Source organism: Veillonella tobetsuensis (assembly GCF_001078375.1).
Taxonomy (GTDB): domain Bacteria; phylum Bacillota; class Negativicutes; order Veillonellales; family Veillonellaceae; genus Veillonella; species Veillonella tobetsuensis.
Genome location: NZ_BBXI01000003.1, coordinates 12,303 through 33,061, shown reverse-complemented (window position 1 = coordinate 33,061; position 20,759 = coordinate 12,303). Strand labels below are relative to the sequence as shown.

At 39.4% G+C, this 20,759-nt stretch carries 21 protein-coding genes; 6 read left to right on the top strand and 15 right to left on the bottom strand.

What is annotated here, in order from left to right; translation table 11 throughout:
* Positions 1-141: 141 nt before the first annotated feature.
* From VEI_RS01310 to VEI_RS01275, 8 genes are read right to left on the bottom strand one after another with little or no spacing between them, the layout of a single operon-like run.
* Positions 142-456: an XdhC family protein gene (locus tag VEI_RS01310; RefSeq protein WP_059361502.1), complete on the bottom strand. Its 315-nt coding sequence runs from the start codon at positions 454-456 to the stop codon at positions 142-144.
* The gene (locus tag VEI_RS01305; RefSeq protein WP_059361500.1) at positions 446-1,177 is read right to left on the bottom strand and encodes an XdhC family protein; all 732 of its coding nucleotides are present in this window, start codon (positions 1,175-1,177) and stop codon (positions 446-448) included. The genes VEI_RS01310 and VEI_RS01305 overlap by 11 nt, the downstream gene beginning before the upstream one ends.
* Positions 1,161-1,973 carry a selenium-dependent molybdenum cofactor biosynthesis protein YqeB gene (gene yqeB / locus VEI_RS01300; protein ID WP_059361498.1) on the bottom strand — a complete coding sequence of 271 codons (813 nt, stop codon included), beginning with the start codon at positions 1,971-1,973 and terminating at the stop codon, positions 1,161-1,163. The genes VEI_RS01305 and yqeB overlap by 17 nt, the downstream gene beginning before the upstream one ends.
* Positions 1,970-2,686 carry a nucleotidyltransferase family protein gene (locus tag VEI_RS01295; protein WP_059361627.1) on the bottom strand — a complete coding sequence of 239 codons (717 nt, stop codon included), beginning with the start codon at positions 2,684-2,686 and terminating at the stop codon, positions 1,970-1,972. Before VEI_RS01295 ends, yqeB begins: the two co-directional genes overlap by 4 nt.
* 8 nt (positions 2,687-2,694) lie before the next feature.
* On the bottom strand, positions 2,695-3,453 hold the full coding sequence (gene yqeC / locus VEI_RS01290; RefSeq protein ID WP_059361495.1) for a selenium cofactor biosynthesis protein YqeC: 759 nt from the start codon (positions 3,451-3,453) through the stop codon (positions 2,695-2,697).
* A 32-nt stretch (positions 3,454-3,485) separates the two neighbouring features.
* Positions 3,486-5,777: a xanthine dehydrogenase family protein molybdopterin-binding subunit gene (locus VEI_RS01285; protein ID WP_059361493.1), complete on the bottom strand. Its 2,292-nt coding sequence runs from the start codon at positions 5,775-5,777 to the stop codon at positions 3,486-3,488.
* Positions 5,777-6,229, bottom strand: a complete 453-nt coding sequence (locus VEI_RS01280) for a (2Fe-2S)-binding protein (RefSeq protein ID WP_059361487.1) — start codon at positions 6,227-6,229, stop codon at positions 5,777-5,779. Before VEI_RS01280 ends, VEI_RS01285 begins: the two co-directional genes overlap by 1 nt.
* A complete protein-coding gene (locus tag VEI_RS01275) occupies positions 6,229-7,011 on the bottom strand; it encodes an FAD binding domain-containing protein (RefSeq protein ID WP_059361485.1) in 783 nt (260 codons plus the stop codon). Before VEI_RS01275 ends, VEI_RS01280 begins: the two co-directional genes overlap by 1 nt.
* 132 nt (positions 7,012-7,143) lie before the next feature.
* On the opposite strand from VEI_RS01275, the gene VEI_RS01270 reads away from it, so the two are divergent.
* On the top strand, positions 7,144-8,037 hold the full coding sequence (locus tag VEI_RS01270) for an epoxyqueuosine reductase (RefSeq protein WP_059361483.1): 894 nt from the start codon (positions 7,144-7,146) through the stop codon (positions 8,035-8,037).
* Between the two features lie 14 nt (positions 8,038-8,051).
* Here VEI_RS01270 and yfbR read toward each other — a convergent pair whose 3' ends face one another.
* From yfbR to VEI_RS01255, 3 genes are all read right to left on the bottom strand, one after another.
* Entirely contained in the window at positions 8,052-8,639 is a 588-nt protein-coding gene (yfbR, locus tag VEI_RS01265) for a 5'-deoxynucleotidase (RefSeq protein ID WP_059361481.1), read from the bottom strand.
* A gap of 78 nt (positions 8,640-8,717) precedes the next feature.
* A complete protein-coding gene (locus tag VEI_RS01260) occupies positions 8,718-9,572 on the bottom strand; it encodes a D-alanyl-D-alanine carboxypeptidase family protein (RefSeq protein WP_082161442.1) in 855 nt (284 codons plus the stop codon).
* A gap of 45 nt (positions 9,573-9,617) precedes the next feature.
* The gene (locus VEI_RS01255; RefSeq protein WP_059361476.1) at positions 9,618-10,529 is read right to left on the bottom strand and encodes a mechanosensitive ion channel family protein; all 912 of its coding nucleotides are present in this window, start codon (positions 10,527-10,529) and stop codon (positions 9,618-9,620) included.
* A gap of 172 nt (positions 10,530-10,701) precedes the next feature.
* Between VEI_RS01255 and VEI_RS01250 the strand changes: the two genes are divergently transcribed.
* Positions 10,702-11,481, top strand: coding sequence for an adenosylcobinamide amidohydrolase (locus VEI_RS01250; RefSeq protein ID WP_059361474.1), 780 nt, complete (start codon positions 10,702-10,704; stop codon positions 11,479-11,481).
* 149 nt (positions 11,482-11,630) lie between these two features.
* Here VEI_RS01250 and VEI_RS01245 read toward each other — a convergent pair whose 3' ends face one another.
* Genes VEI_RS01245 through VEI_RS01235 form a run of 3 tightly spaced genes read right to left on the bottom strand, consistent with a single transcriptional unit; the run spans position 11,631 to position 14,858 of the window.
* On the bottom strand, positions 11,631-12,608 hold the full coding sequence (locus VEI_RS01245) for an asparaginase (RefSeq protein WP_059361472.1): 978 nt from the start codon (positions 12,606-12,608) through the stop codon (positions 11,631-11,633).
* 19 nt (positions 12,609-12,627) lie between these two features.
* The gene (gene nadE, locus VEI_RS01240; protein WP_059361470.1) at positions 12,628-13,398 is read right to left on the bottom strand and encodes an NAD(+) synthase; all 771 of its coding nucleotides are present in this window, start codon (positions 13,396-13,398) and stop codon (positions 12,628-12,630) included.
* Positions 13,399-13,406: 8 nt separating this feature from the next.
* Positions 13,407-14,858 carry a nicotinate phosphoribosyltransferase gene (locus VEI_RS01235; protein WP_059361468.1) on the bottom strand — a complete coding sequence of 484 codons (1,452 nt, stop codon included), beginning with the start codon at positions 14,856-14,858 and terminating at the stop codon, positions 13,407-13,409.
* 224 nt (positions 14,859-15,082) lie between these two features.
* On the opposite strand from VEI_RS01235, the gene VEI_RS01230 reads away from it, so the two are divergent.
* From VEI_RS01230 to VEI_RS01215, 4 genes are all read left to right on the top strand, one after another.
* Positions 15,083-16,531 carry an aminoacyl-histidine dipeptidase gene (locus VEI_RS01230; protein WP_059361465.1) on the top strand — a complete coding sequence of 483 codons (1,449 nt, stop codon included), beginning with the start codon at positions 15,083-15,085 and terminating at the stop codon, positions 16,529-16,531.
* Positions 16,532-16,796: 265 nt separating this feature from the next.
* A complete protein-coding gene (locus VEI_RS01225) occupies positions 16,797-17,714 on the top strand; it encodes a CobW family GTP-binding protein (protein ID WP_059361463.1) in 918 nt (305 codons plus the stop codon).
* Complete coding sequence (locus VEI_RS01220; protein WP_059361461.1) at positions 17,711-19,237, top strand: permease; 1,527 nt, start codon at positions 17,711-17,713, stop codon at positions 19,235-19,237. The genes VEI_RS01225 and VEI_RS01220 overlap by 4 nt, the downstream gene beginning before the upstream one ends.
* Before the next feature lie 12 nt (positions 19,238-19,249).
* Positions 19,250-20,023, top strand: coding sequence for a TIGR03943 family putative permease subunit (locus tag VEI_RS01215; protein ID WP_059361459.1), 774 nt, complete (start codon positions 19,250-19,252; stop codon positions 20,021-20,023).
* A 53-nt stretch (positions 20,024-20,076) separates the two neighbouring features.
* On the opposite strand, the gene VEI_RS01210 is transcribed toward VEI_RS01215, so the two are convergent.
* Positions 20,077-20,634, bottom strand: a complete 558-nt coding sequence (locus VEI_RS01210) for a biotin transporter BioY (protein ID WP_059361457.1) — start codon at positions 20,632-20,634, stop codon at positions 20,077-20,079.
* Positions 20,635-20,759: the final 125 nt, after the last annotated feature.

The window sequence follows — 20,759 nt, the reverse complement described above, 5'->3', positions numbered from 1 at the left end:
CAAAATAATAAGGTACAACTAATACTTTTAGCTGTACCTTATATTTTAACGTATTTTATGGTCACTGTAAATTTAAAACGACAGATATACCTCTATCATAGGATTCACCATTTAGTGATTACTATACATAGTATATCCATTTTACACATTTTGTGTTCTAATCCACACATCCATACAACCACCACAGACCATACCTTCTTTTACGGCCACGTCATCATCTAACTTTACTTCTATACGTCGATAATTTTCTCTTTTCTCTATGGAGTCGATAGCACTCAAACGAATCTCATTTTCTGCGCGACCACCACCAATAGTGCCAAATATGGATCCATCGGGAAATACCACCATCGAAGTCCCCGCTTTTCGTGGCGTAGATCCTGCAGTATGAAGAATTGTGGCCACCGCTAATGTTTCATTTGTTCGTTGACTTAAATACTCTACAAACTCACGATTCATGTTCTACCACTCTCTTTCTACGCAAAAATTGTCCTTTTTTACCTCGCGTAACAGCCAAATATTCACTAACAATAGACAATGCAATTTCTTCTGGTGTTTGAGCACCTAAATCTAATCCAATAGGCGCATAAATCATATCGATTTCCTCTTGCGTCCAACCATGAGCTTTCAAATTCTCCAGTGCATAATGAACGCGTTTTTGACTGCCCATAACCCCCATATAGGTTGGCAATTGTTCCCGTAATTGTTTTAGACAGGCATTGTCAAACTCATGTGCTCTTGTAACTACGATAAATCCATTATATTCATCAAGAGATAAAAACTCTCCAAAATTATCTAAAGGTAAACATTTGCGCGTCACTCGATCATCAAAGAATTCGGGCACTACATATTCCGGTCTATCATCTACAACGGTAACTCGACAACCGATGAACAACAACAAATCAGTGATTGCACGGCTTACATGTCCAGCCCCTAAAACGAGTACAGACGGATCCTTTTCGACGGGCTCTACAAAACACTCTGTAGTGCCAAATACACATAATGCATTGGGTTTAATGGCATTTGGTGTAAAGCCTTCTATAGCATCACCATATAATACGTGGCCCGCTTCGTTATAAATCGCTCTATCCCCTTGACGCGGTCCCGATACAATGGTTACCAAGAATGTTGGTTCCGTTACTTGTAATCGGTCTTTCATAATATCATAAATGCATTCCATCTTGATTCCTTTCATAGTCCCAAGCGGTAACAGCCTCTAAAACACCACCACCAACTGCTAGAGATTTGTCAGAAATACTATAACAATGAGACTCCTCGCAGCGTGCGTCTATATCTGCCAATTTAAAATGATCTGATACGATAAGACCACTATGCAAAATGCCCCGTAACACGCCTGTAATCTTGGCTCTTATCGGTGTATCATCAACGAAGCCAATCACTTCGTTAGCCTGCACCTCATCCCCAATATGACGCTTGGCAGTAAACAAACCTGACTTCGGTGAATGTACAACGCGCTCATGAGTATATCCACCTACATTACCAGGAACGCCGGTATTAGACTCTGCCTCACCATCGTAAATACAGCGACCTAAATTATGTCCTCGCATAGTTTCGATTACTACATTCACATCACGCCCTGCACTAAATCCAGGACCTACACCAATAACAAAAGGCGCATCTAACCTTGTTGTTCCTAAATTTTTTTTGGATAGAATGGCATCTACTACGATATCTGGATGCAATCGGTCAAGTAAGTCCTCATAAGAGGAGGTCACAACAGGAATAACACCTTGGGCTAATGTATCTTGAACTTCACTGATGGACACATGACGTGCTACCAGCCTTTCAAGAACCATTTCACCTATATGAACAGCATTACCATAACTAACCTCTCTACGAATCATAGTTGGTATGGCAATTTCATTAACAACTACAGGATAGCCTGCACGTCTTAATCTATAAATAGCGCCGGATGCGATATCCCCACCTCCGCGCACTAATATTAATGGTTTCATACACCCTCACTTTCACGATTTAACAAATCGTTATAATCCTCTGGCGTATCTACATCATCCCCCCAATCAGAGGCTATATATACATGTTTTATAAAATCTTGTCCCTCGCCACAAATAATGGTTCGACCACCCTGGTCTCCCTCTATAGTCTGTAATGCATCAAACCAATGATTCCCAAACATAACAGGGTTCCCAGCATGTTGTGTAAATCCATATTTTGGCACTACAATTATTCGATTATCTGCATCATGTCTCTGCTGAAAGTACTGTATAAGCGTTTCAATAACCTTAGGGCATAATAAAGGTTGGTCCGATACAGAACAAATGATACCATCAAAATAATTTCTACCGTATGTACTTAATAGATACTGTATACCTAAAGCGATAGATGTACCCTGACCTAACTCAGGATTCTCATTATGAACAACACTAAAGCCATAATTCTTTACAATTTCGTCTATATTTCTATTATCATTTGTAACTGCTACAAATGGATAATTCACTAAACTACTACCGTTCGCAGATTGTATCCAGCCTGTTTGTAAAGCATGACAAACCGCATCAAGAACAGTTTTTCCTCTCCACGGCAGTAATTGTTTATTAGTCCCCATTCTACGCGATTGCCCAGCCGCTAATAGAACAATCCCAATGCGGGGAAACTCTCGTAAAAGGGCGCCCCCTACGGGAGCGCTTTCACAGGCCTTATATTCCATTTTGCTACCTATCGGCATTGAATAATGCGGCGAATTTCACAGCTAGCCTTATATCCATCAGCCAATACGATAGCTGTAATATCACTATCTAATACATGGCTAATAAAATCATCAATAATTCTATGTTGTACCGTATCATAGCCTGTACAGAACAACACCTTTTTGCCCTTGCTATATTGGAACAGGCCTTGCTTATGAAGCACGATTTGAGCGAGCATGCTCGGTGTTACAATAGCGCCTTCTTCACGATTAACGATAGACTGAACGAGTTCCAAGTTGTGTACATGATCCTCGTCTAAAGAGGCCCCCAACATTTGAAGATTTACAACACCTATTGTAGTCTTTGTTTGGCTAGGGATAACAGGTTCTGTATGTTTTGGAGCCTTAAGCCATTTTTCTTTAGCACCATCTGCCTCTACAACAATTTGCCAATTGGGATGCAAGGTGCTAAGATTATCGATGCTTTCACAATCTACAGAATCCACCTTAGTTCTTGTAATTCCACTAAACCAGGCGCCACAATAGCCTTGTTGAATACGTTTAGTGCAATATTCATCTACCTCATTAATATCCTTTGTATAAATAGGTTCGTACTGAGCCACTTGTGATTCGTACAATTGTGTCGTAGTGGTCACCACGATAGGTCGCCCTTGCAACCTGCCATACTCTACTAGCTTAGATAAAACTGTTGTTTTGCCGCCTGCACCAACCAATGCAACAATTCCGGGTTGAATAAGGCGATTCCAATACTGCGTTTGTGATGTCATAGCGTGAGGCCCCCTTTAGGAATGTAAAATGGTTATACTTTATATTTCTCGTCCATCCCCATAAATACCTTCTCTGGTGTCATAGGTAATGTACGAATATCCGCACCAACTGCATTTTTTACAGCATGTTGTATTGCGGGACAAGCTGTATTAATAACAATTTCACCAATGGATTTAACACCATATGCGCCACTTTCCTCATATGATTCAACAAAGGCTGTATGTAATTCACCAATATCTTGACGTGTAGGAATTTTATAGGTCATAAAATTATTAGTTTCTAAACGACCATTACTAGAGTATCTAACGTCTTCATACAAAGCCATACCAATAGCTTGTACTGCGCCGCCTTCAACCTGTACACGTGCTAGTTTAGGATTTACAACGGTACCACAGTCTACACAATTATACATATGTAACGGTATAATTTGTCCCGTTTGTTTATCTACCTTAACTTCAGCAATAGACGCCATAAATGGTGGTGGAGAGGTGTGACTCCCCCACGTTGCAAAACCCGTTAGTTGTTCAGATGTAGTTCCTACTAATAGCTTCGGTGCTAGTTCTTGAACGGACATTTTCTTTGTACCGTCCTTAGTCACACCTACTAAGCCGTCAAAATCAATATCTTCTGGTTTAACATCCATAAATTGCGCTAATTTATGGATTATCTTTTCTCTCAGTTCTTCAGCCGCCATTTTCGCCGCAGTACCCGTTACATAGGTCGTGCTCGATGCATAGGATCCAGGATCAAATGGTACGATATCCGTATCGGATTCAACAACCGTCATAGACTCCATAGGACAGCCAAGGACTTCACAAGCCATTTGTGTAAGAATTGTATTAGCCCCCATCCCCATATCGGAAGAACCCGTATACAAAGTGTAGTTACCATCATCGCCCAGACGAATTTCTACAGATGCTACATCGATATTAGCAACACCGGACCCTTGTAAGGCAAGAGCCATCCCCAAACCGCCGCGATAGCGCTCATCAATGTCCCAACTATGAGGACGCTCATCCCAACGAGCCATTTCCTTAACCTTATTTACGGTTTCTTGGAATAGTCCAGAATCCATAATTTCATCAGGATCATATACTAAGCTGCGTTCACCAGCAGCAATCAAATTCTTTTGACGAAGTTCTGCCGGATCTACACCCATTTCATCAGCCAAGCGATTGACTGCACATTCTAATGGCCACAATGCCTCTGTAGCACCATATCCACGGAAAGCACCGCCTGGAGTATGATTTGTATAGACGCCTTCCGTACCATAATGAACAGCTTTACCCTTGTTGTACAAAGGCACCGATTTATGTTCCCCTGCCGTAGTTGTTGTAAAGCAATGCGTAGCATGTGCCCCAGCAGCTGTGATAGAGTCCATATCGATAACTTGGATAATGCCATCCTTAGTAGCACCTAGACGAATATACCATTCACGAGCATGGCGCGTAGTGGAACAGGTTTGCGCTTCAGTTCTATCATAAAGAAGATAGCAAGGCTTTTGTAATTTCCAGGTTACAAAGGCGGTCATCAATTCTGTGCAAGCCGTTTGCTTAGACCCAAAGCCACCGCCAATACGAGGTTTAATAACGCGAATTTTTGAGGCCGGAATCCCCAGTGCACGTGCAATATGTCGGCGTACATGGAATACGATTTGCGTAGAGCTAACGATAACAATGCGGCCCAAATGATCGATATACCCAAAGCTTTGAAATGGTTCCATCGCAGATTGGCGCGTAGCTTGGTCGAAATATGTGCCTTCTACGACATAATCGCATTTAGCAAGTTCCGCTTCAATATCACCAACACGCTTATGGTACGATACACAAATATTGCGTTTATAGTCTTGTCCTACTGGAATATGATTGAGAATATCATCTTCTGGATGAACTACTGTTTCATGGTCCATAGCCGTGCGTAAATCAAGTACCGGTTTTTGCACCTCGTATTCAACCTTAATGAGAGGCATCGCCTTCAATGCAGTAGCTTCATCTTTAGCCACAACGAGGGCCACTTCATCACCTACATAGCGAACTACAGAATCGAGAATCAACGCATCATAGGCAGATGGCTCTGGATAGGTTTGCCCTGCCAAGGTAAAGCGCGTATTCGGTACATCTTCATATGTAAAAATGGCTTCTACGCCAGGGATTAATTTAGCTTTTGACGTATCGATGGATTTGATACGCGCCTGTGCATGAGGGCTACGCAACACCTTGATAATAAGGGCATCTTTAGGTACAAAATCGCCCGTATAAGAAGGTTTACCGCTTAGAATCCCCTTGGCATCGACTTTGTCATAAGACTTACCAACGTGTTTCATCATAAACCTCCTTGTAGATATTTGCGAACGCCTCGAAGTTGTGACTCATAGCCTGTACAACGGCAGAGATTACCAATTAAATATTCTCTGATTTCATCATCACTAGCATTTGGATTTCTTCGTTTCAATGCAATAGCACTCATCATCATGCCTGTAGTGCAAAAACCACATTGATCAGCCCCTTCAGAGGCAAGGCAATCGGCTAATAAAGTTGCATCTTCCTCAAGACCTTCTAGGGTTGTAATTGTATGCCCCGGCGCACGGAATGTTGGATATGCACAGGATAAAGTGATTTCATCGTCCACCCACACAGTACATAAACCACAGTTTGTCGTATCACAGCCACAGCGTACGCTATAATAACCTAAGTTGCGCAACGTAGTTAATAACATTTCGTCTGCTGGCACATTAACGGTTACGTTCTTATTATTAATCTTCAATACTAATTCCATTATTGTGCCACCTCCTTAACCAAGCGACGAACCATGGCTTTAGCCATCTCCATACGATATTCCTTCGATGCATGAGAATTTTTTTGGAACACCAATTCCTCTGATGCGATTTGGGCCGCTTCATCCAATGCTGCTAATCCTTTTTCTGAAAGCAAAGCACTTGCTTTCACCGCCAGTTGTGGTGCCCCAGGACGAGTCCCAATATAGATTTTATACCCCGTGTCATCATGACGAATAGAACCAGTTAAATACGGGAAATCTCCGCGAGAAATACGCAATGCTTCAATAGCAACCGGTACCTCATGATTTGGTATACGGATTTCTACTAAAATATCCTTTTCTCGATAATTCATATACTCTTGCATAGACATACGACCACCCTTATAAGTTACGATGTCTGCATGAACCGCAAGCAAAGCAGGGATTATATCTGAAAAACCAAACTTACTAGCTACAGATCCCCCCATAGTCGCCATATTTCTAAACTGTACGCCTAGAATTTCCTTGATACCTCGCACAACCGCACCACCGCAAAATGTTTGTAATGGTTCAAAGCGTTCCACATCGCCCTGAGTAGCCATAGCACCGATGACAAATTCATTATCTTCTTCACGAACATATCTTAAATTTAATCCTGACATGTCGATTACAGCGGGCCAAGTGCGACGACCTAAGCGCAACCAGCACCCCCCCGCAAGCATAGGCGCTGTTTTATTTTTTATGGCTAATTCATAGGCCTCTTCCACCGTCTTCGGTTGTAATACTTTCAAAAAAGCTAACATATTCTATCCTCACAATGGTATACTAAAAACAATAATTATCTTAATACATCAACTATATATGGTCCTATTTCAAGACCTATTAATTCATATACTTATATACTTTAATTGTAACAACTATTACATCGTAAATCTATGACAAACAATATAAAATTACAAGAAGTTTGCAAACAATTACATATACCCGTAGTGGGTACCACCTCTTGGCCACTCCCGAACGAGGCACGGCAAATTCTGTGTGAATCCAATCCATGCCCATTTACGGCTGCGGACTTAGATGAGCGACTAATGGGAACGCCTGATTTTATTCCGCGCAGTGCTATCGTATGTTTATTTCCATACCATGTACCTTACAGCGGTGCAACAAATCTTGCACGCTATACGTGGGCTACCGATTATCATCTCGTGGTGACAGACTATTTACAACGCCTCGTGGACGAACTGTCCTCTACAAATCCTAGTGAATTATTTTCCATTCATTGCGATACAAGCCCATTAGCCGACCGATACATGGCATATCTAGCTGGGCTGGGGTTTTATGGGAAAAATAAGTGTTTTATCAACCCAATCTGGGGCTCCTACATTGTCATCGGCACCGTACTTACCACCCTTGAATTTGAGCCAAACACGCCTATGACAGAAACCTGTCTAGGCTGTAACCGCTGCATCTCAGCATGTCTTGGAAAATGTTTAGACCACAACGAGTTTAAATATGACACCTGTAAAAGCTATTTAACACAAAAAAAAGGTGACCTCACCGATGATGAGCAATCGATCGTCGGGAAATCACCTTTAGCATTTGGTTGTGATTTGTGCCAAGAGGTATGTCCTCATAATAAAGATCTACCTACAACACCAATTGTTGAGTTCCAATCCATTGAGCCTTATGTAGACATCGAGGAATTGGAATCAATAAGTAATAAAGAATTCAAAGCCAAATATGGTCATCGTGCCTTTTCGTGGAGAGGAAAAAAGATATTAATACGAAACAATAAATATATTAACTCAAAAACTTTACAGCAAAAATAATCGCTCCACTTATATTATATTTTGTAATAGTTCAATTGATCTAATGATTGACTGAGTGCTGGCACATATTCTTCGATGAACATATCTACCTCCGGCATATTGAGGGATTCTAATTTAGCTAAAATCGTATCGTGGGCCTCCTTGAATTCATCATTGCCCGCATGTAATTCATTGACACATTTCATATACGCAGATAATGTATCAGCTGCTTTCACAATGGGCCATTCAGGCAACGTTTCAGCATCCACAATATACGGCTTGTATATGGCTTGCAATCGTTTTGGTAAGGTACTTAACATTTTTTCTTGTGCTAAGGTTTCTACCTCACCATATAAAGAACGCAGCTTTGGATCAAAATATTTAATAGGCGTTGGCATATCTCCCGTAAAAATTTCACTGACTTCATGATACATAGCGATAACAGCCACCTTATTAACATCAAGATTCCCACCAAAATATTCATTTTTTAGAGCCGCCAAATTATGAGCTACCATGGCTACTTCAAGGCTGTGCTCCTGAATATTTTCTGTTTCTGTATTGCGCATCAAACTCCAACGATTGATAAATCGCATCCGTTTTAAAAAAGCAAAAAATGAACTCATACATATCCCCCTTACACTGAAGGTCCCACCACCAGGTAGGACCCTTTATATTATTTGTATAGTCAAATTATAGTTATATTAAATAACACCGCGTAGCTTAAATCCATAATCTAAGAATTGCACCGCCTCTTCCCAACGATTATCATCATTGAGCATAACGATAATCATGGTATGCCCTTTACGCGTTGCCGATGCAATTAAACACTCCCCTGCCGCATTGGTAAAACCTGTTTTCAAACCATTAGCACCAGGGTATTTGTTTCGAATAAAGTGATTTGTTGTGCGAATTGTTTCAGGCTTTCGATTTTGATAAGGCACCTTATAGTAATCATTGGCTACCTTATCGCGGAACATTTGGTACTTCATACCATAGGCAGCAATCAATGCCAAATCACGTGCCGTTGAATGATGCCCCATTTGTGTTAATCCATGAGGATTTAAAAACACACTATTTTTAGCACCCGCCTTTGCGGCTACGCGATTCATATCTTTAGAAAAATTAGCTACAGAACCACTTACATTTTCAGCAATTACCACAGCCGCATCATTGCCACTGGCCACCATCATACCTTCTAGAACACCTTCTAAGGTAATTTGGTCCCCCACTTGTATACCTAAATTAGATTCCTCCATGCTCGTCGCATATGGGCTAATCGTAGCCAATTCATCTAATTGCGTTCCCTTCAATTCTAGAGCGGTTAGCAACGTTACCATCTTAGTTGTACTGGCAGGATGCATCCATTTATCGGGATTCTTAGCAAATAAAATTTCCTTTGTATCTGCATCAATGAGTACCACTGCTTCACCAATGGTAGATGGAGGCGTAGGTGCAGCACCATGAGCAACAGTACCTAGAATCATAGCACCTATGAAAGCTAACGCCAATATAAATCGTTGCCACACTAAGTGCCTATGCATTATTAAATCTCTCATATCAATCTCTTTCTACATATTATTAACTTGTAATTTCATGATTTATCAGCTTTCTTGATTCGTGGTAGTTACTTTTTTCTTAGTACCTTTAATTTCACCTGTAGAAGTATCTGCGTTTTGTATATATACAACACGTTGTGGATATGGAATATCTATACCATGCTTATCAAAGGCATCTTTCACATCGGACATAATACTATATCGAACATCAAGAAACTGACTAGTTTTAACTTCTGCAAACGCAGAAATACGCACAGAGTTATCACCAAATTCAGAAATACCAATCTCCATATATTTAGCATTTAGAATACGTTTATCCTTGGCAAAAACGTCCTTTAAAATTCTAATCGCTTCATGATGATCATTGTTATAGCCAATATCAAAAACAAACGGAATCATTCGTTCAGTCATATAGGAATAATTCGTTACTGATTGAGATGTAAGAATCGAATTTGGTATGTACACCCGTTTCTGATCCTTTGTAGTGATAATGGTATTCATAAACTGTATGGATGTAACGCTACCCATAATGTCCCCAACCTCAATATAGTGTCCAGCACGAAATGGTTTGAATATTAAGATCAATAATCCTGATGCTAAGTTCGCTAGATTATTTTGTAATGCTAAGCCAATACCTAAACCAAAAGCACCGAAAGCTGCTACAAAGGATGTTGTAGGAACACCAACTTGATTAAGACAGATTAATAATAAACCTACAAGCAATACATAATTAATAATTTGAGATACAAAGCCCATTGCAGCAGTATCATAGTTGGCCCGTGTCATAACACGAACAGCAACGTTTTTAATCCACCGAATAATATAGCGGCCTACCAAAAATATAATAAGAGCAAGCAAAATATTGCCGGCTTGGCTAAAAAACCATTCCCGTAATTTTAATAGTACATTCGCATCTTTAAATAATAGCTCTGAAGCAGATGCTAAAAACTCATACATATAAGCCTCCATCTTTCTTAAAGTAATTTACTCAATTCTATGGTAAACATATGATATAATTTCACATATAAATATTACATATTATAAACATCACATATGAAGATAATAAATTGTTACCTTTTATTATAACTTTATATGCTATATCTAACAATGAAAAACTAGGGAGTCCTATATGCCTAACAATCCATATACAGCGCCAGATGAACTGGTAACTGGCGGTCATATTATAAAAGAAACATCTTCTGTGACAGTACTCTTTGACGATATCCACTATTCCTTGAGCAGTGGTCAGCTCAATGGAGGCTTTCACCATACCTTAGGGGTTCGCAACCAACAATTAACCTATCATATCGAAACGGAAAAAGATTTGCCTGGTGGTTCTGTGGCAAATTATTTAGCTCAAGAATTTGAACATATCGATGTGCCCGTTCATTTCAGCACAGCTCTGTTAACATCTGCTACCATTTCCCTTCACGCCTACACCATAGTACAAGAAAGCGATACGATTGTTGAAACCATCATTACTGGTGGATATAATAAAACGGCTCATCGTGCAGGTACTGGTTATTGCTACGAGGAAAGAAATGGAGAATTCCATACACCTGGTACGATTAACATCCTCGTGTTTACTAACAAGGCCTTAACAGATAGTGCTATGGTAAAGGCCATCATGACGATTACTGAAGCTAAAACGGCAGCGCTACAAAATTGGCAAGTGGAAAGTACAGATGAAGTTCAAAAATACAATATAAACGTAGACCATAGTTTAGCTAAAGAAGTGCATACTTCTGCTACCGGTACAGCTACAGATGGTATTGTATTAACCATTGATACAAATGGCGACCTATTAACAGACGCTGGATCCTATTCCCTATTTGGCGACACATTAGCCAAGGCCGTATACATCGGCGTACAACGTGCATTAACACTAGCTATAGAATTTGATGATTAATTACCTATGTTGATTAATTGCCCAAAATAACGAAAGAACCTTTGCGTAAAAACTTACAACAAAGGTTCTTTTTTATTCAGCCTACATAGTTACATTATTATGTAGAAATGCTCTATTATCTTAATATGCTCAGAAATGTTCTATTAGGCTTAATACTCTTGGAAAATTCTCTCCAAGTCTTTACATGTACGTTCTTTTTGTAATGCTAGCATCAATAAGATACGTGCTTTTTGTGGTGATAAACTATCACTCACAAAATAACCTGCGTCCTTATCTTGTGGAACTTTAGAAACAATACCGCTTCCCGTACGTGATGCTCTCACAACCGGTATTGGCAAATTAGATGTTACCTTACGAATAGTTTGTGGAATTGTACCATGACCTAGACCAGTTAAAACTAAGCCTGCCGGGTTTGTGGCTACAATAGCAAGCCCCACAATTTCTTCTATGCCCGCATAACAGGTCAAGATTTCTACACGCGGCAAATCGTCATCCGCTGGTAATCCAAACTCTGATGCCATAGTATGCTTGCGCAATGGGCTTGTGTAATAATGGGCCACACCATCTTGTACGATACCAAGGGGGCCAGAATTGGGACTACCGAAGGTCGCCACATTAGTAGTATTCATCTTTGTCACGTCCCGAGCACCATCGATATAGCCATTGAGAACGACTAGTACCCCCTTATTATAAGAGGCTGGTGTACGGGCTACTTGGATTGCTTGCAACAAATTAATAGGACCATCTGCGCTCACCGCACCGGCGGGACGCATGGAGCCAGTAATAACAATTGGCTTATCTGTATGTACCGTAAGATGTAAGAAATATGCAGTTTCCTCCATGCTATCTGTACCATGTGTAATTACAACGCCTTCAATATCATCATTATCTACACATTTTTGTACTAATTTAGATAATCTCACCCATTGAAATAGGGAAATATCAGAGCTTTCAATATTAGCGAACTGATTACATACAAACGGGCCATATTCTCTAACACCAGGCACAGAGGAGATGATGTCTTCCAAGGGTAATACGCCTGCTGTGTAGCCTGTCAAATCTGTATCTGAAGCACCTTGTCCCGCAATAGTGCCACCAGTACCGATAATTGCAATTTTTTTTGTCATCATATCCTCCACATAATAATTATAATTTAGATGGTGTAAAAGAAGGCATCAATTCTAATTTATGGCGATTAATACGTTGCAAGTAATCAATGCGTTCCTTCGTTTTTACATCATCAATTTCGCCCGTCCGAATGTACCGATCGAGAACGGCATAAGTAAATCCTAATTTGTCCTCATCCGATTGACCACTGAGACCATCACTGGGAATCTTTTCCACTAAATGACGTGGAATATCTAGTAAACGTCCAATTTGACGGACCTCTTCCACCACGAGTTGTGCTAATGGACTGAAATCGCCTGCTGCATCGCCAAACTTTGTAGAATAACCTACATAATCTTCGGATCCATTACAAGTATTCGCAACACGCGCACCATTTGGCAAGTTTTGCCCCACTGCATACAAGGTTGCCATCCGAAGGCGTGGTGGCGTATTAATTTCTGCATCACGAGCCAAATCGTTTCGACCAGTCACACGGAAGAAACCCTCCCCTTGTACAATAGCTTCTGTCAATGCGCAATAGGCATTGCCAATATTAACAATCATATAAGGAATACCAAGATGCTTTACAACAGCCTTTGCATCATCTATATCCGATTGTACATCATTGGGCATAAGAACCCCAACGACACGTTCAGCGCCGAGAGCCTCTTTACAAAGAGCAGCCACAATAGTGGAGTCTTTGCCGCCAGAGATACCTATAACAGCCGAACAGATCGGTCCATTTTCAGCAAAATAATCTCGAATCCAAGTTACTAATTCCGCTCTTGTTTTCTCTGGATTTGTAAGCATAAAGCCTCCTATTTTTTACGGCCAATACGATTTAACAAGTCCATCTTCATGTGATAATACTCAGGGCTCATATCTAGATAGTGTCTATGTGGGTTTTCAAATCGTTGTTCTTCTTCCCAAATTTCATTCTCTAATTGATATTGTACATAGCTACGAATGGCTTCTAAGGATGGCGACGCCACAACTTGTTCACCATCTTTAATAACTAATTCCTGCATATCTTTAAATGTACAATTTTCAAAGTATAATTCCTTCCAAGGCTTTTCAGGATCTATATAGCGATATGGTGAGTTCGTAGACGGAACCTCATGAGGTAAGGTCAACAATTCTGCAATGGCCTTTCCTTCTTCACTATATACGCGATACACCTTTTTTAGGCCTGGGTTCGTGATTTTTGTAACGGACTCAGAAATCTTAATACGCGGCTCCCACTCACCTTGCTTTTGTATGCCAGCAATCTTATAAACAGCCCCAAAAACAGGATCTGTTTTCGATGTAATCAGGCGTTCTCCTACACCGAAAATATCGATTGGGCCACCTTGATATAGGAGGGATGTAATCGTATATTCATCGAGACTATTAGAAGCCATAATTTTACAATCTTCCATGCCTGCTTCATCGAGCATATGACGAGCATGCTTTGCAAGGTATGCTAAGTCACCAGAATCTAAACGAATACCCTTCAACCGATATCCTTGAGGTTCCAACACCTCTTTGGCCACCTTAATGGCATTGGGAATACCTGAGTTTAACACATCGTAGGTATCCACTAAAAACACGGGATTATCCGGATATACCTCAGCATAGGCTTTGAAGGCTTCATACTCTGTATCATGGTACATAACCCAACTGTGGGCCATGGTGCCGTTAACAGGAATTCCGAATTGTTGACCTGCTAATACAGTGGCGGTACCATGAACACCGCCAATATAAGCGGCACGGGCACCATACACAGCAGCGTCTACATTATGAGCACGACGGGCACCAAAGTCAGATACAATACGTCCATCTGCAGCACGTACAATACGATTTGCCTTTGTAGCAATAAGCGACTGATGATTAATCATCGTCAGCACCGCCGTTTCAACGATTTGTGCATCAATAAGCGGAGCTACAATGGTCATAATCGGCTCGTTAGGATATATAATAGTGCCTTCTTTGAAAGCATATACATCGCCAGTAAATTTGAAATTACGTAAATACTCTAAAAACTCATCGCTAAATAGATTGAGCGATTTAAAATACCCGATGTCCTCATCATCAAAATGAAGATTCAAAATATACTCTACTACTTGTTCTAATCCACCAAAGATAGCAAAACCACCTTGATCTGGATTACGACGGTAAAATACGTCGAAGGCAACGCGATCTGTATTGTCTTGTTTCGTAAAGTACCCATGAGCCATGGTCATCTCATAGAGATCCATGAGCATACTGATGTTGCGACGTTCATGTTGCATACTTTCACCATCCTACATAAATAAAAGGGATATAATACAGCGCGTTCGTTATTCATTACGCATGATACTATTATAAACCATATACAGCTTCTTTTCTATTCACACTACATATGATATAACTATATTATAGATAATATTTACTTATTAATTAATGAATAAACATGAGCCATCCCATATTGGACAATAAAATCATATGGGAATCGTTTCAGAATGAGAGGCACAAAATGGACACAATCGTTCAAGCAAAACGCGTATTAGAAATTTTCAAAGAAATGAGCCAAATTCCACGCGGATCTGGCAATGAAAAAGGTATTAGCGATTATATCGTTAATTTTGCTCACAACCTCGGTCTTGAAGCTACACAAGACAGTGAGTTTAATGTAGTCATCAAAAAACCAGCTACACCAGGATACGAAAATCGTCCTACTGTTATATTACAAGGTCACATTGACATGGTATGCGTGAAAGGTCACGATTCAAATCATGATTTTGAAAAAGACCCTATTGCCAATATCATCGAAGGTGAATGGATGCATGCTGATGACACTACCCTTGGTGCAGATAATGGTATGGGTGGTGCCATGATTTTAGCGGTACTAGAAGATAAAAACCAACAACATGGTCCTCTACAAGTACTATTCACCACAAACGAAGAAACTGGTATGGACGGTGCGGCAGCAATCCAAGAAGGCCAAGTGACAGGCGATTACCTCATCAACCTTGATACAGAGGTCGAACATGAATTCTGCGTAAGCTGTGCTGGTGGTTGCCATGTTCACGTATCTATTCCATTGTTACGTGAAAACAATTTACCTGGTTATGATGCAGGTCTCTCCATTACTGTTCAAGGATTAAAAGGCGGCCATTCTGGTATTGAAATCATTGAACAACGAGCTAATGCTAACCAAGTATTAGCACGCGTTTTATATGATTTAGAAAAACAATATTCTATTAATATTGCCTCTTTTGCAGGCGGTGTAAAACACAATGCCATCCCATCTAAAGCAGTTGTTACACTCTCTGTACGCAGCGAAGATGTAGCAGCAATCAAAACATTACTTAAATACTACGAAAAACAATATCAACATGAATTCGGTGTAAAAGATCCAGGTCTTACATTGGTTGTTGAAGATATTGCTACACCGGAAGTAGTCTATGCAGATGATACATCTGAAGCATTGATTTCCTACCTCTATATCGCAGAAGACGGCGTTCATTCCATGAGCCAAACTATCGAAAACCTCGTGGAAACATCAAACAATCTAGCTATCGTATCTGAAACAAATCACACTATCGATATTCTCGTATCTGTTCGTAGTTCCAATGAAAATAGCTTAGAATACTTAACGAAAAAATTATTACTTCTCGCTGATACATTAGGCGTTTCTGCAGTTCGTACAGGCGGCTATCCAGCATGGGAATACGACAAAGGCTCTAGATTAGAGGAACAAGCCATTTCTCTTTACAATAGCATGTCCGATACACCAGCTAAGGTATGTGCAGTTCACGCAGGCCTCGAATGTGGTTTATTGAAAAAGGTATTACCTAATACAGAAATGATTAGCTTTGGTCCAACAATCGTTAGTCCACACACAAATATTGAGCGCGTACACCTTCCTTCCGTTGAACGTGTATATGTATACTTCAAAGCTTTACTAGAAAAATTGCAATAATTTCTCAAAACTTTGCAAAATAATATTTATTCATATAAGCGTATGCACTCATATATCTAAGATGAGGCATACGCTTTTTATGTAAAACTACTGTTTTCATCATATAAATACGTTCACATATACTCATATTAGTATAATGTTATCAAAATTTCTTATGATATGCTTTCCTACTGTATTTAAAGGGATTTCGGTATACCCATATGGGTATTTTTTTATGTAAACTAAGAGTAGTATACTATGTTTATATTTACAAGGGAGGTGTATTATGATACCAATTACTATCATATCCGGTTTCTTAGGAGCCGGAAAAACTACCTATTTACAATACATTTTAAATCAACGAAATACGAATGAACGTATATTAATCATAGAAAATGATTTTGGCGAAACCAGTTTAGATGCACAACAACTATCCACTTCTGGTGCTGTAGTGAGAGAGGTAACATCAGGTTGCATCTGCTGTAGTCTACAAGGTAATTTTAAGGATGCCTTAGTCGATATCTTATCCACACAGGACATAGACCAAATCTACATAGAGCCATCTGGAGTTAGCAAATTAAGTGAAATTATCAGCACCTGCATGGACAAAGAAATCTGCGAAAAAGCCTATATCGATATGATTATAACAATTGTAGATGCTATGCAAGCCCCAATGGCAATCAAAAACTTCGGACCTTTCTTTAAAGATCAAATCAAGCATTGCCATGCTATTTTACTTTCCCATATAGAAGATACTAAACAAACAGCAAAAACAAAGGAACTCATTACAGAATTAGTTCCTAATACACCGGTTTACACCGATATAGAGTCTCTCCAGCAAGATGTGAACCAAATCCACCAAATAGCACATGCGCACAATTATCATGACTGTAATTGCCACGGCCACACTCACGATTGTAATCACCATCAGCACGAACATGAACACCAACCATTTATAAGTCATACCTTCTACAATTTACAAACGCTAGAAGAACAACGATGGATGGAACTATGTAATATACTCCCATCTACTATTATTAGAGCCAAAGGGATTGTACCAACATCAGCAGGTCCGATGGAATTACAATATACACCTCAAAACTGCTCCATGAGCGCTACAAACTTAGACAGCTTTCACCTAGTCATCATAGGTACAGAAATAGATATAGCATCCATTTCTAGAAATGTGTGTAACCCATTATGATTCCTGTATATATCGTAACTGGCTTATTAGGCACTGGTAAAAGTACCTTAATCAACCAAGAACTGCGAGAACGAAAAAAACTAGGTTCCACAGAAATCATTACCTTTGAATTAGGTAATATAGTGCATTTAAAGGAACCACTCACCATCGAGCCAGATGACATAGAGATGAGTCCCGCCCATGTTATACTACAAATAGAAAATCATATTGTTAAAACTCGACCAAAAGAAATATGGATTGAATGGAATGGTATGTTTCCATTTCAGCAATTAGAATCGATCTTCTTTAGTCAAAATTTAAAAGAATTATGCCATATAGAACGAGTGATCTATACGGCAAAGGAAAATACAATACGTTCTATGATACAAGCCTTGGGGCCTGGGATTTTATCACAAATATATAGTGCAGATTATATTATTTTATATCCTACTGATAGTACACAAATACATAGTATTACACAACTATTACACGCCTATAATACAGAATGTACTATACTAGTATCACCATCACCTCAGGATATACACAATCGATTATCGAGGCCAAAATGGCCTTGGACACTGTATGGTATTGTAGCCATATTGACATTATATCTATTGCTTGTAACCGTATTCCGCCACAACATTTCCTATTCTATTCATCAGGTCCTTGCTATTACGTCAGGCATCATATTAGAAGGCATGCCTTTCTTATTGTTAGGCACGGTCATTTCTACAATTATAACGCTATTCATACCAGATCGTTGGCTATTGCGTTATATGAAAGAAGACTCTCTAAAAAGCTATGGTATTGCCCTCGGCAGCGGCCTCTGCTTACCGGTTTGCGACTGTGCTACTATCCCAATGTTTAATGCCCTATTGCAACGAGGCATACCACAACATTTAGGTCTACTATTTATGTTAGCTAGCCCTATCATGAATCCCATCGCATTATTGGCAACCTATTATGCCTTTCCAGAGGAGCCAAAAATCATCTTGGCGAGAATCATCGGCGGCATATTAATAGCTCTTATAGTAGCACTCACGTTTAAATGGTTTCCTCACAAATTAAAAGAAACTCAAAATAAACTACCGCAACCAAGAGACTACGAATATACACTACCCATACCAGAACGTGATAAAAAGAAAATCTTTTTACTTCATGTGGAAAAAGAATTCAGCCAATTACTGCTATATTTTGGAGCAGCAGCATTCACATTGGCCTTATTCCAGGTTTGGATTAAACCAGTATTCTTTGCTACATCATTTAATGTAGCTACACCAATTGCTAATGCATTATTACTAATCTTAGCATTTATATTCTCACTTTGTTCTACATCAGACGCCATTATAGGACGTACATTAAGCGGTCTATTCCCTATATCCGCAGTACTTGGATTCTTATGGTTAGGACCCATGATTGACATAAAAAATGTATACATACTTCGTCAGTACATGTCACTATCCTTTATACTACGTCTAGTTATTACAATCAGCATCGTTACGTATATTATGACAGTACTAGCTCAATTCTTATTTGTTATATAAGGAGAACATCATATGTTATCAGAACTACAGAATAAAGATATATTAAGTATTGTGAAAGGCTCACTGTACACAGCATTAGGCATCAGTATTTTATATTTACTTATTACAGGGCAATATAAATTCTATGTAGCGCCTCGATATGAATTATTTCTATTACTAGCAGGCATCGCCTTTTTATGTGGTGGCATCATCTCTATACTATGGTCGCCTACTAAACAGTATAAGCACAATTGGCGCTCTATTATCCCTATCATTATTCCCCTTGTATTACTAGTGGTACCTCCTATCCTAGCACCAACTACAGTACAGGTTGCAGGAAACACCGCATCTACAGAGGACAAAAATGATTTTGATTTTTCCCAAGATGATATTGGTGAAGTAATTACCATTAATAATGCGGCTAAAGAACCGGGGATTTCTAAATCAAAGAAAGAAATCGTTTTAAACTCAGACAACTATTATCGTACAATTGTGGCCCTTGGATCTAACCCTGATCAATATGTAGGCTACAAAATTTACATGACTGGCTATGTGAATCGCGATGACAATACATTGAAAGCTAATGAATTTACTCTATCCCGCATGTCCATGGCTTGTTGTATTGCAGATGTTGCGCCAATAGGCTTAACAATGCACAAAAACGACGGCGATTCCTTTAGCAATCAAAAATGGGTAACCGTAGAAGGCACCGTATCTACTAGAGACTTTCACGGTCGTAAACAACCATATATAGAAATTAATAAGACAAAAGATGCACAAGAAATCTTAGGTTATGTGTATCCATAAAATAGTGAAGGGCTACCACAATAGGTGATAGCCCTTTATTGTATATACTATTTTTATCTTAATTGTGAAATAATTCGTTTGCCCATAACAGCTGCCACAGCACACAAGAACACATCAGGACCAACAGGAATTAGGAAGCATGACCAAATTACAGGCCACCAACCGATAGGTGTGCCTAAATATAGATTCATAATCATATATAAGTAGACCATGCCAAATCCATAAACGATGAGTAGATTAATAATAGCACCTATTAACAATCTCTTTACCGAATAGGTTTGTGAAGTTTCACTAAAACGACCTACCACATAAGCACCAACCATAAATCCGATTAAATAACCAAAGGTTGGTTGAAGTACATAGCCTGGTCCACCACCTGATGTAAACACAGGCACCCCTATAAGTCCTAATATAATATAAATACCTACGCTAATAGCACCAAGGCGACTACCTAATATAATACCGGCTAATGTAGTGAATAAAATCTGCAGCGTAAACGGACAATTCGGCAATGGCACACGTATAAATGCACCTGCTGTAATTAACGTAACAAACAATGCGGTCATTGTTAACTCTTTTGTACTTAAATGTTGTTTTGGTATGGCACTCATGGTACACCCCTCCATCAAATACACAATAGAAACCTATCTAAACAAACTACATTTGTATTTAAATTTAAAATACCATTCTCATTAATTTATGTCAACTATATGCATTTTAAAAGTTTACATTTTCT

Bases quoted from the DNA above. Each gene is read 5' to 3' on its own strand.
- VEI_RS01310 (WP_059361502.1), bottom strand. From the start codon at position 456: ATGAATCGTGAGTTTGTAGAGTATTTAAGTCAACGAACAAATGAAACA.
- VEI_RS01305 (WP_059361500.1), bottom strand. From the start codon at position 1,177: ATGGAATGCATTTATGATATTATGAAAGACCGATTACAAGTAACGGAA.
- yqeB (WP_059361498.1), bottom strand. From the start codon at position 1,973: ATGAAACCATTAATATTAGTGCGCGGAGGTGGGGATATCGCATCCGGC.
- VEI_RS01295 (WP_059361627.1), bottom strand. From the start codon at position 2,686: ATGGAATATAAGGCCTGTGAAAGCGCTCCCGTAGGGGGCGCCCTTTTA.
- yqeC (WP_059361495.1), bottom strand. From the start codon at position 3,453: ATGACATCACAAACGCAGTATTGGAATCGCCTTATTCAACCCGGAATT.
- VEI_RS01285 (WP_059361493.1), bottom strand. From the start codon at position 5,777: ATGAAACACGTTGGTAAGTCTTATGACAAAGTCGATGCCAAGGGGATT.
- VEI_RS01280 (WP_059361487.1), bottom strand. From the start codon at position 6,229: ATGGAATTAGTATTGAAGATTAATAATAAGAACGTAACCGTTAATGTG.
- VEI_RS01275 (WP_059361485.1), bottom strand. From the start codon at position 7,011: ATGTTAGCTTTTTTGAAAGTATTACAACCGAAGACGGTGGAAGAGGCC.
- VEI_RS01270 (WP_059361483.1), top strand. From the start codon at position 7,144: ATGACAAACAATATAAAATTACAAGAAGTTTGCAAACAATTACATATA.
- yfbR (WP_059361481.1), bottom strand. From the start codon at position 8,639: ATGAGTTCATTTTTTGCTTTTTTAAAACGGATGCGATTTATCAATCGT.
- VEI_RS01260 (WP_082161442.1), bottom strand. From the start codon at position 9,572: ATGAGAGATTTAATAATGCATAGGCACTTAGTGTGGCAACGATTTATA.
- VEI_RS01255 (WP_059361476.1), bottom strand. From the start codon at position 10,529: ATGTATGAGTTTTTAGCATCTGCTTCAGAGCTATTATTTAAAGATGCG.
- VEI_RS01250 (WP_059361474.1), top strand. From the start codon at position 10,702: ATGCCTAACAATCCATATACAGCGCCAGATGAACTGGTAACTGGCGGT.
- VEI_RS01245 (WP_059361472.1), bottom strand. From the start codon at position 12,608: ATGACAAAAAAAATTGCAATTATCGGTACTGGTGGCACTATTGCGGGA.
- nadE (WP_059361470.1), bottom strand. From the start codon at position 13,398: ATGCTTACAAATCCAGAGAAAACAAGAGCGGAATTAGTAACTTGGATT.
- VEI_RS01235 (WP_059361468.1), bottom strand. From the start codon at position 14,858: ATGCAACATGAACGTCGCAACATCAGTATGCTCATGGATCTCTATGAG.
- VEI_RS01230 (WP_059361465.1), top strand. From the start codon at position 15,083: ATGGACACAATCGTTCAAGCAAAACGCGTATTAGAAATTTTCAAAGAA.
- VEI_RS01225 (WP_059361463.1), top strand. From the start codon at position 16,797: ATGATACCAATTACTATCATATCCGGTTTCTTAGGAGCCGGAAAAACT.
- VEI_RS01220 (WP_059361461.1), top strand. From the start codon at position 17,711: ATGATTCCTGTATATATCGTAACTGGCTTATTAGGCACTGGTAAAAGT.
- VEI_RS01215 (WP_059361459.1), top strand. From the start codon at position 19,250: ATGTTATCAGAACTACAGAATAAAGATATATTAAGTATTGTGAAAGGC.
- VEI_RS01210 (WP_059361457.1), bottom strand. From the start codon at position 20,634: ATGAGTGCCATACCAAAACAACATTTAAGTACAAAAGAGTTAACAATG.